At 42.7% G+C, this 12,237-nt stretch carries 14 protein-coding genes and 2 tRNA genes; 1 reads left to right on the top strand and 15 read right to left on the bottom strand.

The window, feature by feature from the left end:
* Together AX677_RS06695 and AX677_RS06690 are read right to left on the bottom strand one after the other, a co-directional pair.
* On the bottom strand, window positions 1-663 hold the full coding sequence (locus AX677_RS06695) for a hypothetical protein (protein ID WP_002905297.1): 663 nt from the start codon (window positions 661-663) through the stop codon (window positions 1-3).
* A 5-nt stretch (window positions 664-668) separates the two neighbouring features.
* Complete coding sequence (locus AX677_RS06690; RefSeq protein WP_023917202.1) at window positions 669-1,115, bottom strand: LytTR family DNA-binding domain-containing protein; 447 nt, start codon at window positions 1,113-1,115, stop codon at window positions 669-671.
* Window positions 1,116-1,387: 272 nt separating this feature from the next.
* Here AX677_RS06690 and AX677_RS06685 point away from each other — a divergent pair, with 272 nt between their 5' ends.
* Entirely contained in the window at window positions 1,388-1,651 is a 264-nt protein-coding gene (locus AX677_RS06685; protein WP_002902394.1) for a SemiSWEET family transporter, read from the top strand.
* A gap of 52 nt (window positions 1,652-1,703) precedes the next feature.
* Here the strand turns inward: AX677_RS06685 and AX677_RS06680 are convergent.
* The 13 genes from AX677_RS06680 to AX677_RS06620 all read right to left on the bottom strand — a co-directional run bounded on the left by AX677_RS06680 (window position 1,704) and on the right by AX677_RS06620 (window position 12,233).
* Window positions 1,704-1,776 (bottom strand) — tRNA-Thr (locus tag AX677_RS06680).
* Between the two features lie 51 nt (window positions 1,777-1,827).
* Window positions 1,828-2,286, bottom strand: coding sequence for a GNAT family N-acetyltransferase (locus tag AX677_RS06675; RefSeq protein ID WP_060976589.1), 459 nt, complete (start codon window positions 2,284-2,286; stop codon window positions 1,828-1,830).
* A 50-nt stretch (window positions 2,287-2,336) separates the two neighbouring features.
* The gene (locus tag AX677_RS06670) at window positions 2,337-3,122 is read right to left on the bottom strand and encodes an ABC transporter permease (protein WP_060976588.1); all 786 of its coding nucleotides are present in this window, start codon (window positions 3,120-3,122) and stop codon (window positions 2,337-2,339) included.
* A gap of 1 nt (window position 3,123) precedes the next feature.
* Window positions 3,124-3,942, bottom strand: a complete 819-nt coding sequence (locus AX677_RS06665) for an ABC-2 family transporter protein (protein ID WP_060976587.1) — start codon at window positions 3,940-3,942, stop codon at window positions 3,124-3,126.
* A 1-nt stretch (window position 3,943) separates the two neighbouring features.
* Complete coding sequence (locus AX677_RS06660; RefSeq protein ID WP_060976586.1) at window positions 3,944-4,936, bottom strand: ATP-binding cassette domain-containing protein; 993 nt, start codon at window positions 4,934-4,936, stop codon at window positions 3,944-3,946.
* A 207-nt stretch (window positions 4,937-5,143) separates the two neighbouring features.
* Window positions 5,144-6,025: a class II fructose-bisphosphate aldolase gene (locus AX677_RS06655; protein WP_002893690.1), complete on the bottom strand. Its 882-nt coding sequence runs from the start codon at window positions 6,023-6,025 to the stop codon at window positions 5,144-5,146.
* A 177-nt stretch (window positions 6,026-6,202) separates the two neighbouring features.
* Window positions 6,203-6,288: transfer RNA gene (locus tag AX677_RS06650), tRNA-Leu, on the bottom strand.
* 144 nt (window positions 6,289-6,432) lie between these two features.
* Window positions 6,433-6,843, bottom strand: a complete 411-nt coding sequence (locus tag AX677_RS06645) for a GyrI-like domain-containing protein (protein WP_032907697.1) — start codon at window positions 6,841-6,843, stop codon at window positions 6,433-6,435.
* A gap of 69 nt (window positions 6,844-6,912) precedes the next feature.
* Entirely contained in the window at window positions 6,913-8,526 is a 1,614-nt protein-coding gene (locus AX677_RS06640; RefSeq protein WP_004193347.1) for a CTP synthase, read from the bottom strand.
* 197 nt (window positions 8,527-8,723) lie between these two features.
* Window positions 8,724-9,410, bottom strand: coding sequence for a B3/4 domain-containing protein (locus AX677_RS06635; protein ID WP_004193349.1), 687 nt, complete (start codon window positions 9,408-9,410; stop codon window positions 8,724-8,726).
* Window positions 9,411-9,530: 120 nt separating this feature from the next.
* Window positions 9,531-10,121 (bottom strand): DNA-directed RNA polymerase subunit delta, encoded by a 591-nt coding sequence (rpoE, locus tag AX677_RS06630; RefSeq protein ID WP_004193350.1) that lies wholly within the window; start codon window positions 10,119-10,121, stop codon window positions 9,531-9,533.
* 185 nt (window positions 10,122-10,306) lie between these two features.
* The gene (gene tig / locus AX677_RS06625) at window positions 10,307-11,590 is read right to left on the bottom strand and encodes a trigger factor (RefSeq protein ID WP_060976585.1); all 1,284 of its coding nucleotides are present in this window, start codon (window positions 11,588-11,590) and stop codon (window positions 10,307-10,309) included.
* Between the two features lie 79 nt (window positions 11,591-11,669).
* Window positions 11,670-12,233, bottom strand: coding sequence for a TIGR01440 family protein (locus AX677_RS06620; protein WP_060976584.1), 564 nt, complete (start codon window positions 12,231-12,233; stop codon window positions 11,670-11,672).
* Between the last annotated feature and the right edge of the window lie 4 nt (window positions 12,234-12,237).

Below are 12,237 nucleotides of genomic sequence, written 5' to 3'. Positions count from 1 at the left end.
CTAAACATAGCTAATCTTCAAAGAACCGAAAGCTACGTTGCCTTTGACATAGAGAGTTTTTCTCTTTTCATTGACATTGCGGGGATTGTAGACAGAGCCAAAGGCATTATCTACATCCAGCTCTACACGCCAGTCGCTGGGCACATAAAGCATCACACTGCCAAAAGACAGATCCACTTCAAAAGTTGCTGAGTCCCCTTCGATAGTCGCATTATCAAAATAAACCGATGCACTGCCAAAAGCACAGTCTAACTTTTCATAGGTGAAGTTATCTGAGTTGATATAGCGCGTGCCGCTGCCAAAAGCAATATCATCTTTTGAGGAAGAAGAGGCAGTTGAGAAGATACGCCCCTTAAAAATGCGCCGGGGCTTGAAAATCATATTGAGACCGATGCAAGCCAGAATACCACCCAAAACCAAGGTTCCTGTTGAAATAGCTAAAAAGTGGTAAACGGCATTGGCAATAATCAGCGCAATAACTGCCATGATCAGCCCAGTGCCAAAGTCTCTTTCTAAGAAATTTTCCAAGGCGAAATAGGCAAACATTGCAACTACTAGCATGGGCCAAATATTAAAATTGAAGGCAGGAATCCCAAAATTCCCCTGCAGCAGAACCCAAGCTGCCAAGACTAAAAAGCCGATTCCAAAAATTGTTTTTTTCATGAAAATTACCTCGTTTCGTTTAACTTTTCTTTTAAAATTTGATAGTAGTGTCGGGAAACGTGCACTTGTTTATGTGTGTCATAAAATTGGATAGTACTGGTTCCCGAAAATGATTTATCCAAAGCGTAAATAGCCTTGGCATTGGCAATAGTAGACTTTGAAATGCGACAGAAATATGCCGGAAGTCTCTCTTCTAATTCGTATAGCTTCAATTTGACTTCATAAGCATCATCCCTGCTATGAGCATAAATTTTGGTAGCATCCGTTTCAAAAAATAAAATATTCTTCAAATCGACAAAATATTCACTTGTATCCTTATAGAAAGCTATCGGTTGACGGTTGGCTTGTTCAAGAGCTGCTTGAATCCGAGCCACCTCTTCACCATATTGAGCCGTTCGGATAACGACTTCAGTTTCTGCCATATCTGTATCAAGCTCAATCCTAATCTTCATAGCCACTCCTTTCCTTGCTTCTGACTTCATTATAACAATTTTCAAAAAAGAAACAAGGCATTTTCAGTAAGTGGTTATTTTTGATAACTAAGTGGTAGCTTACCCTTCTCAAAAAATGTTAAGCAAATTTGATTTCTCATCCTAGACTCTCCAATAGATTCGTTTAGTATAAAAGCACGACTTACACATATTGAATATCTGTCTTATTTTATGATCAAACAAATTTGAAAACTTTTTTCCTTCTGATATAATAGTACCTCAGGAGGTACTATATGTCTAAACAAAAAATTAATCGCTTTGTCGGATCTATTGGAGCTTTTATTGGGATTCTTGTCTTTATTGCATATATTCCACAAATTATCGCTAACTTGCAAGGAGAAAAAGCTCAACCATTCCAACCACTATTCGCAGCAGTTTCTTGTTTAATTTGGGTAATCTATGGTTGGACCAAAGAACCTAAAAAAGACTGGATCCTTATCATTCCCAATGCGGCAGGAGTGATATTAGGCGGTCTAACTTTTCTTACTTCTTTATAAGAATTAGATAAACAAAACCAGCAACCCATGAAAAAGTTGCTGGTTTTCTTTCTGCCGATTGCAGGGTTCGAACCTGTGACCTACGCGTTACGAGTGCGTTGCTCTACCAACTGAGCTAAATCGGCGCCTTTTCCCTTTTATTTTAGCATCTTAAGTTTTTTTGTCAAGGGAAAATTTCACAACTTTTTAACCCAAATCAAACAAGGGTTGCTTTTATCCCAAAGTTCAGGAAAGATTTCTAACTTTTTAAAGCCCCGAGCCTGATAGAAGGCGTTAGTCCTGTCGTAAGTAGGATAATGACCTGGTGCTACCGTTTTTACCTGCAGATAGGACGCTTGTTGACGAGCAGATTTTTCTAAAACTCCTAGAAGTTGACTGCCAATTCCTGCTCTATGATAGAATTTCTTAACAGCTAGACAGTCAATCTCAGCACAATCTTCACTAGAGTAGGATAAGCTGATAAAGCCAGCCAAATCGCGCTCCTGATAGGCAGCCCAAACTTGCAAATCCTTGGCTCCTTCAATGTAAGCTTGTGTACTTTCAGGTATTCCAAACCATTCTGGTAGATCCTTCAAAACTTCGCTAACCACTATCATCTTTTGTTTTTCTTCCTTCACTTCTTCAATTACCATCATCTTAAAACCCTTTCTTGATTTAAGCTTTAGGACCAATCATATTTTCTATCTTAAGATCCAGCACTTTCATAGGCGTCCAAGCCCCTGTCCCATAGTTTCAAAGAAATGACAAAGAAGACAAGGGAAATTAGAATCAAACCACCGATATTAAAGAGTCCATTCTTTTCCTGCAAGAAATAGCTAGCTGGATAGTAGGCCGTAAAGGCGAAAGGCACGATAAAACTAATCAACCAACGAAGGAGCGAATTGTAAATGGAAATCGGGTACTTGGCAAAATCATTAAACATATAGAAAATGTAAATCATAGCACCTGACTGCTTGGTCCAAAAAGCGATACTGGCTGTCGCGATTTTCAAAGAAGTATAAATCAGGGTCGCAAAAGGAATGCAGACTAGGAAAAGCAAGAACTTGGGAATAGTCCAAGTAATGCTAGAGAACGTTGTCGCTAGTAAAATTCCACCGACCAAGAGCTCACCCAAGGCATCAATCTGAAAAGTCTCGACTAGGATGTGAAAGAGAGGATTGATAGGACGAGTCAGATACTTGTCAAACTCTCCCTTTCTCACCAATCGTTGCCCCAGTGCCCAGAGATTGTCAAAAAAGAGATGGTCCAGTCCCTTGGGAATCAAGGAAAAACCATAGATAAAGGCAATCTCTTGAAAGGTCCAGCCTTCTAGCGAGGGGATGTGTTGAAAGATGACATTGAGAAACAAGAGGTTCAAGCCTTGGGTCAGGAAGACACCTAAAACACCAACCACAAAATCAACCTTGTATTCCATGATTTGCTTGATGTACTGTCTGATAAAAATCAGATGCATGCGCTGATATTTTTTCATACTAACCTCCTTGAATGGTGATAAATGACTGGACTCTTTTCCAAATCAACTGAGACAAGCCCACCATCACTAAGAGCCAGAAAAACTGTAGCAAAAGCGCTTGATGAATCTGACTGGCATCGTATTTCCCAACGATAATCATAACCGGAGTGTAAATCAAGGATGAAAAAGGCAAAAAGGAAAGAATATTTGAAACAATTTTAGGAAAGAAAGCCAAGGGAATCAAACTCCCCGACATAAAGGCCACTATAGAAGTCTTGAGTAGATTAGAACCCCATAGATTTTTAAATACAAAGGCTGAAAATCCAAAGCAGATATTAAAGAAAAAATTGATCAGATAGGCTAGGGTTAAGCTAAAGAGATAGATAACGGTTAATCCCAGCACTTCTACAATCCCTTGCCCAGAAAGGATTTTCATCAGAAAAATAACACTTAAAAATGGAAGACCAACGCTGATAAAAATCAACCACTTAGAACCAAGCTCGGTGAAGAGATAAGAAGCCGCAAAGTGCACCGGTCTCAGCAAGCGCATGATAATGGATCCGTCCTTGACCTCTTCTCCAATCATAAAAGAAGAATCCGACCTGGTCAAGAGATTGGTCACAAAACTCATGATGATGTAGAGGGTGATATCTGCCATACTGAAGCCTTGAATCAAGGACTCTTGCGAGGAATCAAAGACTGCCTTCCAGAGATAGAAAGCAACAAAAGCCCCCATGACATCGCCAAGCCGATAGAGAATAAAGTTGACTCGATAGGTAATCAACTCCTGAATCCCTGCATTGATAAAGGGTTTATAACGTCTCCACAATTTGACCATCTTAGAGCTCCTTTCGGTAGAAGCGACGGATAATATCCTCAATATCCGTATCCACCATCTTCAAATCACGGATCTCAAAATCAGACAGGGTTTGCTTGATAATATCAGCTGACTGGTAGCGTGAACTATCGTATTGAATGTTGAGGCTATTTCCTTGTCTTTCAATAGTGATATCAGGCAAGCCTTCATAGTGAGAGACAAGATGACTTTGCCCTGGCACCAGTTCAAAGGAAAGTGTCTTCATCTTACCAAAGGTCTCCTTGAGTTGACTCACCGTTCCATCAAAAATTTCCTGCCCCTTGTCAATCATAAAAATCCGATCACAGAGTTGTTCAATATCACTAAGGTCGTGAGTGGTCAAGAGAATGGTTGTTTCTTCCTCCTGATTGATTTGGGTGATGGCCCGACGAATGTTATCCTTGACCGAAACATCCAAACCAATGGTCGGCTCATCTAAAAAGAGAACCTTAGGATTGTGGAGCAAGGAAGCTGCAATATCCGCCCGCATCCGTTGACCCAGTGAAAGAGTCCGCACGGGGTCTTTGATAAATTCTTTCAAATCCAAGACTTCATTCAAAAAGTCCATGCGCTTATGGAACAGCGAGTCTGGCACATCATAAATCTCCTTTAAGACCGTGTAGGTCTCTTGTAAAGCCAAATCCCACCACAGCTGGGTTCTTTGCCCGAAGACCACTCCAATATCCTTGACATAGTCTTGGCGATTATCCTGCGGAATCTTGCCATTGATTCGACACAAACCAGAAGTGGGCTTCAAAATCCCGGTCAGCATTTTAATGGTTGTTGACTTCCCAGCACCATTGGCCCCGATGAAACCTAAAATCTGCCCCTTGGGAACCTCAAAGGTTAAATCCTTGACCGCTTCAAAGGTTTGCTTTTCAGGATGAATAAAGGAGAGCAAAGCTCCTTTCAACCCTGGTTCCTTAACTGTTTTTACAAAATTTTTCTGAAGATGCTCTACTTCTATCATCGCCATACGTTTCTCAATATCCTATCATTCAATTCATGTTTCAGACTATTTTACCTAGCAATATCAGGAAAAATAGAATCTTATCTCCCCACTATACTACCACTTTTGCTTCCAAACGAACATAGGTAATTTAAAAATAATTATCATATTTTATCACACACCAAAAAAACCCACCCTTACGGGCAGGTTTCCGTTTTGTAGTCTTCAGCTAGATTAAGCTTTACCTTCTGAACCGAATACGTCGATACGTTCTTCAACTGATGCTTGGATGGCTTTTACACCGTCAGCCAAGAATTTACGTGGGTCGAAGAGTTTCTTCTTGTCGTATTCTGCTTCGTTTGCTTCGTAGTCGCGAGCAAATTTACGAGTTGCGTTAGCGAATGCGATTTGGCATTCAGTGTTAACGTTAACTTTCGCAACACCAAGTTTGATAGCTGCTTGGATTTGGTCATCAGGAATACCTGAACCACCATGCAATACGATTGGGAAGCCTGGAAGAGCTTCTGTCAATTTCTTCAAGTGGTCAAGGTCAAGACCTTCCCAGTTTGCTGGGTAAGGGCCGTGGATGTTACCGATACCTGCTGCCAAGAAGTCGATTCCAGTTTCAACCATTGCTTTAGCGTCTTCGATTGGAGCCAATTCACCTTTACCGATGATACCGTCTTCTTCACCACCGATAGTACCAACTTCAGCTTCTACTGAGATACCTTTAGCGTGTGCTTTTTCAACAACGTCTTTAGCCAATTTAAGGTTTTCTTCTACTGGAAGGTGTGAACCATCAAACATGATAGAAGTGTAACCAACTTCGATACACTCAAGTGCATCTTCGTAGTGACCATGGTCCAAGTGAATCGCAACTGGTACAGTGATGCCCATTGATTCTACAAGGTTAGCGATCAAGTTACGAGCAACTTTGTAGCCACCCATGTATTTAGCAGCACCCATTGAAGTTTGGATAAGCACTGGTGCTTTCTTTGCTTCTGCCGCACGCAGGATAGCTTGAGTCCACTCAAGGTTGTTTGTGTTGAATCCACCAACTGCGTAACCATTGTCACGAGCTGCTTGGACAAATTTTTCTGCTGAAACGATTGCCATTCTTATCAGGCCTCCTCTTATTTTTTGTGGTTAAACCACTTACATTGTTTATTTTATCACTTTTTCACTAAAATTGCTAGTTTTTCCTGAAATTTTAAAGAATTGCAGGGAGACGCTTAGCCTTTTTAAGCGTACCTATCGCAAAAAGAAAAAGCTGACCGAAGCCAGCTTACTTGATGCGGAGAGAGGGACTTGAACCCTCACGACCTAAAGCGGTCACAGGATCCTTAGTCCTGCGCGTCTGCCAATTCCGCCATCCCCGCGATTGAGTACCTTACTAGTATAACAGGACAGCTAAGGCTTGTCAAGAAAATTTTTGACTTTATTTCAAAAAATCAACTTTCTACTCAATCAACAAAATTGGGAAATCTAAGCGAAAATGAAGCTAAGGACGGAACACAGAAAACTCAGTGCTGCTGAGTCGCAACAAAGACAGCCACCGTTTGGTCGGGATCGTATTTTTCAAAGTCAATAGTGTAGTCTCGATGAAGCTCACCTGTTTCTTCTGCCTGCCAAATCCTCTGCCAAGCATGAAGAATTGCTTGCGGATCCTCCTTATCAGCCTCAAATACTTGATAGGTCTGCTCGGATGTATCAAAATCATATACTTCCCCATCTGTCAAACGACAGATAGAGAGACTGTAGTCTCCTTTGTAATCACTGGCATAGTCATGATAGACGGCATAGACTGGTTCCCCTTGGGCAAAAGCTTCTTTCACCGCTTCCTCTTGTTCCTGCCAGAGAGCCTGGATTTTTTCTATACAGTGCTCATCTTGAAAATTATTAGTACGAATACTAGCTAAAATGTTTAGAAACATCTTCTTCCCTCCTTTTGTTTTCATTATAACATTTCTCTAGAAAAGTCGCTTAGGTCAGACAAAACTAGTCTATCTCTCCTGACTCTTTTCTACCGCTGCGGTGACAAAAGCCGTATAAAGACCTTCAGGTCGATTCGGTCGGCTGGAAAGCTCTGGGTGATACTGACAGGCCACGAAGAATTTATTTTCTGGGATTTCCACTATTTCGACCAAGCGATTGTCTGGTGAAACTCCTGAAAATGTAAATCCGGCCGCCTCAAACTGCTCGCGAAAATCATTGTTAAACTCATAGCGATGACGGTGACGGCGCTGCACGACTTCTTGATAGTCGTAAGCCGCTGCTGCCTTAGAGCCAGGCTTAAGCTTAGAAGGATAGAGCCCCAGCCTCAGCGTTCCACCCAAGTCTTCGACATCAATCTGATCACGCATGAGATCAATAATCGGAAATGCTGTGTCTGGATTGAGCTCTGCTGAGTTGGCATCTGCCAGCCCTAGGACGTGACGGGCGAATTCGACACAGGTTAGCTGCATACCCAAGCAAATGCCCAGCATAGGCACATCCTGCTCACGCGCATAGCGGATTGCCTGAACCTTACCCTCAGTTCCTCTCTGACCAAAGCCACCCGGAACGATAATCCCATCCGCATTTCCAAGAAGCTCTGCGGCGTTTTCAGCCGTTACCTGATTCGCATCAATCCAGTCAATCTTAACTTCCGCATCATTGGCATAGCCGGCATGCTTGAGCGCTTCAACAACTGAAATATAGGCATCTGGCAACTCAACATACTTACCGACTAGAGCAATACGGACCTGCTTTTCCAGACTCATCACTTTCTCTACCATGGCTGACCATTCAGTCATATCCGCTGCCGGCACATCCAGCTTCAGATGATCACAGACGATTTGGTCCATCTTTTGCGCCTGCAAATTGAGAGGAATTTGGTAAAGATGCTCCACATCTAGCGACTCAATGACCGCCTCCGGCGCCACATCACAGAATTGAGCCAGCTTATTTTTGATATTTTGTCCAGCCGGCTTCTCTGTACGGATGACCAGCATATTAGGCTGAATCCCCAGACCGCGCAGCTCTTTGACAGAATGCTGAGTCGGCTTGGTCTTCATTTCGCCAGCCGCCTTGAGATAGGGCAGGAGGGTCGTATGGATATACATGACATTGTCTGCTCCGACGTCCGACTTCATCTGGCGCAAAGCTTCTAAAAAAGGAAGAGACTCGATGTCGCCCACTGTGCCACCGACCTCTGTGATAATCACATCCGAGTCCGTCGTCCGCGCTGCCCGCTTGATCTTGTCCTTGAGAGCATCCGTAATATGCGGAATGACTTGAACCGTCGCCCCCAGATACTCGCCTTTACGCTCCTTGCGTAGGACTTCGCTGTAGATTTTACCAGTGGTGACATTGGAGTATTTATTGAGATTGATGTCAATAAAACGCTCATAATGCCCCAGATCCAGATCCGTCTCGGCTCCATCATCTGTGACAAACACTTCCCCATGCTGGTAAGGGCTCATGGTACCGGGATCAATATTGATATAAGGGTCAAATTTCTGAATTGTAACCTTGAGACCGCGATTCTTCAAAAGCCGACCCAAGCTGGCTGCCACAATCCCTTTCCCGATAGAAGAAACCACACCGCCGGTGACAAAAATATATTTAGTTGACATACGTGCTCCTTTTCATAAAACTATTCATTCCAGCAACCACGTCGTTGCTGGAAACTTATCTAGAGGAGAATTTTCCATAATCTGTCTGAAAAAGAAAAATAGCTCCCTGAACACAGGAAGCTCTGACCTCTAAAAGAGGTGCCCGAACAGTATCATATCGCAAACCTAAAAAATTGTCAAATGATTTCATTTGGTTTTCATCCATTTTCACCAATACTGATGACATGTGTTTCGAATTCTACATCAGGCATGCACTCTGCTAAATCGTGTCGGATTCGTTCCAAGGCTTCCAGACGCATTTCGACAGAGGTATTGGCATTCCCCTGAATGATGAAAATGGCATCCTTGGTCTCTTCATCAAACTTATAATACTCACTGTCACGAACATCCAGCCAAGCCAAAATGCCTTTGGCATCCCGATAGACATAGTCCGTCTTGGCAACATGCTTCTCCTTGGACAAAATAGGCAGAAAAACATCTTCCTTTTGGCTTACAGTGAATTCTATCTGACCATCAATCTTATCAAAATCATGCCCACCAATAGCCAGTAGAGAATGCAGGGCTTCGACATTATAAATATCAATAATGCTATTAATATGAGGGAGCGAGCCTCGGTGCTGGATATTGCGAATCAGAGCAGGAACCGTCGGAGGATTTTTCTTGACACTGCGACCTACGCGCTGGAGTATTTCTATATAACCTTGAACCACTGGCGACTCAAGCACCTCATCCAAGTCGCAAGCCAGAGCCCAGTCTTCCATTCCCTTTTTCTTTTTTAGAAATGAGGGTGACAGTTCTGCATGAGGATTGACATTCTTGGCAATCCCGATAACGACACTCTTAATGCCTAAATCACCCAGACTCTTATCAATGACAAATTTCATAGCAGCATACCTCCATCTTTTCTTTGTTAAATTTTATTAGTATTCTACACCTTCCGAACTTATATTTCAAGGAATATTAAAAGAAACAAAGGATTTCGCCCCTTGTTTCTTTTGGTTGATTTATTCTTCCTCTTCGGTCTCCGTGTCTTCGTCAGAGTAGTCGTCATCTTCTTCGTTGAGTTCGACTTCTTCACCAAGATCATCCGGAGCGATTTCGTTGATTTCAGCATCATAAGCTTCCACTTCATTCTTCTCATCGTCTGGATTTTCCTCATCGTATGAGAGAGCTGGATCTGCTTCGTAGCCGTCCTCATCTTCTGGATCGTCATCGCTGTAGTCAATGGCATCCTCGTCGCCATCCATAAAGGCATTGACGCGTTTCTTCTTACGTTTCTTAGGTGCATCGTCCTCATCAGTCTCTTCCAAGGCGATGATCTCTTCATCCACTTCGTCGATGGCATACCATGAACGCAGACCCCATTTATTATCCCCCAGCGGAATAAAGCTGCCGTCTACATTGAGTTCTGTGTAGAATAAAGGCAGAGCATCACGAATCTCACTGTTTGATTTTCCCAGATAGTTTTGAATTTCATTGACCAGATCATTAAAATACATCTCATGGTCGCGGCCGCGGGCTTCCAAAATGGCACGCGCCACTTCAATCATAGAAAGCTCACTTTTTTCCTGTCCAGCAAATACTTCTAATTCCAAAGTTGATCTCCTTTAAGATTAAGTAAAGGCTTGTCGCCCTCTTGCAATTTTTCGCTACTTTCTATTGTACGATAAATTTCTATTTTCGTCAAAAGAAAATCCAGGAAAAATCACGGAACAAGTACAAAAAGAAACTAGTGCATCTGTACACTAGTTTCAAATAATCTCATTTTGAATGATGAAGCTTATTTCACTTTCGCAGTGCTAGTAATCAATTCAACAGCTTTCTTGATAGCAATGTCGTGTTTTAGCATATCTTCTGACAGCAATTGACGAACACGTTCTACTTCCATGTTGTAGTCTGAAGCCAATGAAGTTACTTCTGCTTCGATTTCTTCTGAGCTAGCTTCAAAACCTTCTGCCTTAGCAACTGCTTCTACGACAAGGTTTGTCTTAGTGCGTGACTCAGCATCTGCTTCGTATTGCTTGTGCAGATCTTCCTGAGTAGTTCCAGTGATTTGGAAGTACATGTCAGGTGAGATTCCTTGGCGTTGCATGTTGCCCAAGAATTCATTAACAGCGCGGTGTACTTCTTCGTGGACCATTTCAGCTGGCAAGTCAACGATTTCAGCGTTTGCTACTGCTTGATCAATAGCTGCTGCTTCTACCGCATCCTTATAAGCTGTTTCCTTAGCTTCTGACAATTCTTTGCGGTACTTTTCTTTCAGCTCGTCAAGAGTTTCAACTTCTTCGTCGATGTCTTTTGCAAGTTCGTCGTCCAATGCTGGAACTTCTTTTTCTTTAACTTCGTGAATAGTTGTCACAAACTTAGCTCCCTTGCCTGCCAAGTCTTCTGCTTGGTAGTCTTCTGGGAAGGTTACGACAACGTCCACTGTTTCACCTGCACTGTGGCCAACCAACTGCTCTTCAAATCCTGGGATGAATTGACCGCTACCCAGTCCAAGTGAGAAGTTATCGCCCTTGCCGCCGTCAAATTCAACTCCGTCAACAGATCCAACAAAGTCAATCACAACTGTATCACCGTCAGCTGCTGGACCTTCTTTAAGAACCAACTCAGCCAAGTTGTTACGCTCACGCTCAATGCGCTCATCTACTTCAGCGTCAGTCACTTCTTTAGTAGCTTCAACAGTTACTTCTAAGTCTTTGTAAGCACCCAGCTTAACTTCTGGCTTAGTGACTACTTCAGCTTTGATGACCCAGTCTTGACCTTTTTCCATAGACTCGACATCAAACTGAGGCTGAGCAACTACTTCGATACCTGCTTCTTTGACAGCCGCTTCGTATGCTTCTGGAAGAAGAGCGTTCAAAGCATCTTGGTAGAGGGCTTCTTCACCAAAACGTTGGTTGAAGATAGCACGTGGAAGGCGACCTTTACGGAAACCTGGTACAGCAATATCTTTTTTTACTGAGTTAAATACACGGTCCAAGGCTGGCTTGATTTTCTCTTGACTGATGCTAAAAGTCAAAAGACCGCGATTTGTTTCTTTGTTTTCAAATGATACAGACATTCTGTCATTTCTCCTTAAAATTTATTGAATACAACCCATTATAGCATAATTAGAGTTTTTTTCAAAATTATTTTTCCTTTTATCCCTTCCTAATCTTATCCTCTGTATAGGCCGCTCTAGCGCCGCCGATTAGCTTGGGACGGCTGGCTAAAGCTGTGACATGGGCAGCTCCCAATTCCTTGAGAATCGGTCGGATAGGAATCTGCACATGCTTGACATGCATGCCAATAGCAGTATCGCCAATATCCAGCCCCGCCTGAGCGACAATAAACTCTACCTCAACAGGATCCTTCATGTATTGGAAAGCCGCTAGCTGACCGCTGCCTCCAGCATGAAGAGTAGGCAGAACATTGACTATCTCCAAATCCTTCTTGTTCGACAAGGCTCTTTCAACTACGAGGGCGCGATTGAGATGCTCACATCCCTGAACTGCAAGAAAGATACCTTCCTCTTCTAAGATATCCAGTATGGTTTTGACAATGACTTGTCCAACTTCCAGACTGGAATTCTGACCGATATGGCCTCCGACAACCTCACTAGAAGATAGACCCAGAACAAAGACATCTCCCTCGACCAAGGCAGCCTTGTCCAAAACATCTAGAACAATCTGACGAGTTTCTGCTCCAATCTTAGCTAAGTCCATGTCT

This window comes from Streptococcus sp. CCH8-C6, assembly GCF_001557225.1.
GTDB classification, from domain to species: domain Bacteria; phylum Bacillota; class Bacilli; order Lactobacillales; family Streptococcaceae; genus Streptococcus; species Streptococcus sanguinis_C.
Note: the sequence above shows the minus strand (reverse complement) of the source record. Positions and strands in the feature narration are given on the sequence as shown.

What these genes read in the sequence shown, in the direction of transcription:
- AX677_RS06675 (WP_060976589.1), bottom strand. Translation starts at nt 2,286, where the DNA reads ATGATGGTAATTGAAGAAGTGAAGGAAGAAAAACAAAAGATGATAGTG.
- AX677_RS06690 (WP_023917202.1), bottom strand. Translation starts at nt 1,115, where the DNA reads ATGAAGATTAGGATTGAGCTTGATACAGATATGGCAGAAACTGAAGTC.
- AX677_RS06665 (WP_060976587.1), bottom strand. Translation starts at nt 3,942, where the DNA reads ATGGTCAAATTGTGGAGACGTTATAAACCCTTTATCAATGCAGGGATT.
- AX677_RS06660 (WP_060976586.1), bottom strand. Translation starts at nt 4,936, where the DNA reads ATGGCGATGATAGAAGTAGAGCATCTTCAGAAAAATTTTGTAAAAACA.
- AX677_RS06685 (WP_002902394.1), top strand. Translation starts at nt 1,388, where the DNA reads ATGTCTAAACAAAAAATTAATCGCTTTGTCGGATCTATTGGAGCTTTT.
- AX677_RS06640 (WP_004193347.1), bottom strand. Translation starts at nt 8,526, where the DNA reads ATGTCAACTAAATATATTTTTGTCACCGGCGGTGTGGTTTCTTCTATC.
- AX677_RS06620 (WP_060976584.1), bottom strand. Translation starts at nt 12,233, where the DNA reads ATGGACTTAGCTAAGATTGGAGCAGAAACTCGTCAGATTGTTCTAGAT.
- AX677_RS06645 (WP_032907697.1), bottom strand. Translation starts at nt 6,843, where the DNA reads ATGTTTCTAAACATTTTAGCTAGTATTCGTACTAATAATTTTCAAGAT.
- AX677_RS06695 (WP_002905297.1), bottom strand. Translation starts at nt 663, where the DNA reads ATGAAAAAAACAATTTTTGGAATCGGCTTTTTAGTCTTGGCAGCTTGG.
- tig (WP_060976585.1), bottom strand. Translation starts at nt 11,590, where the DNA reads ATGTCTGTATCATTTGAAAACAAAGAAACAAATCGCGGTCTTTTGACT.
- AX677_RS06670 (WP_060976588.1), bottom strand. Translation starts at nt 3,122, where the DNA reads ATGAAAAAATATCAGCGCATGCATCTGATTTTTATCAGACAGTACATC.
- AX677_RS06635 (WP_004193349.1), bottom strand. Translation starts at nt 9,410, where the DNA reads ATGAAATTTGTCATTGATAAGAGTCTGGGTGATTTAGGCATTAAGAGT.
- AX677_RS06655 (WP_002893690.1), bottom strand. Translation starts at nt 6,025, where the DNA reads ATGGCAATCGTTTCAGCAGAAAAATTTGTCCAAGCAGCTCGTGACAAT.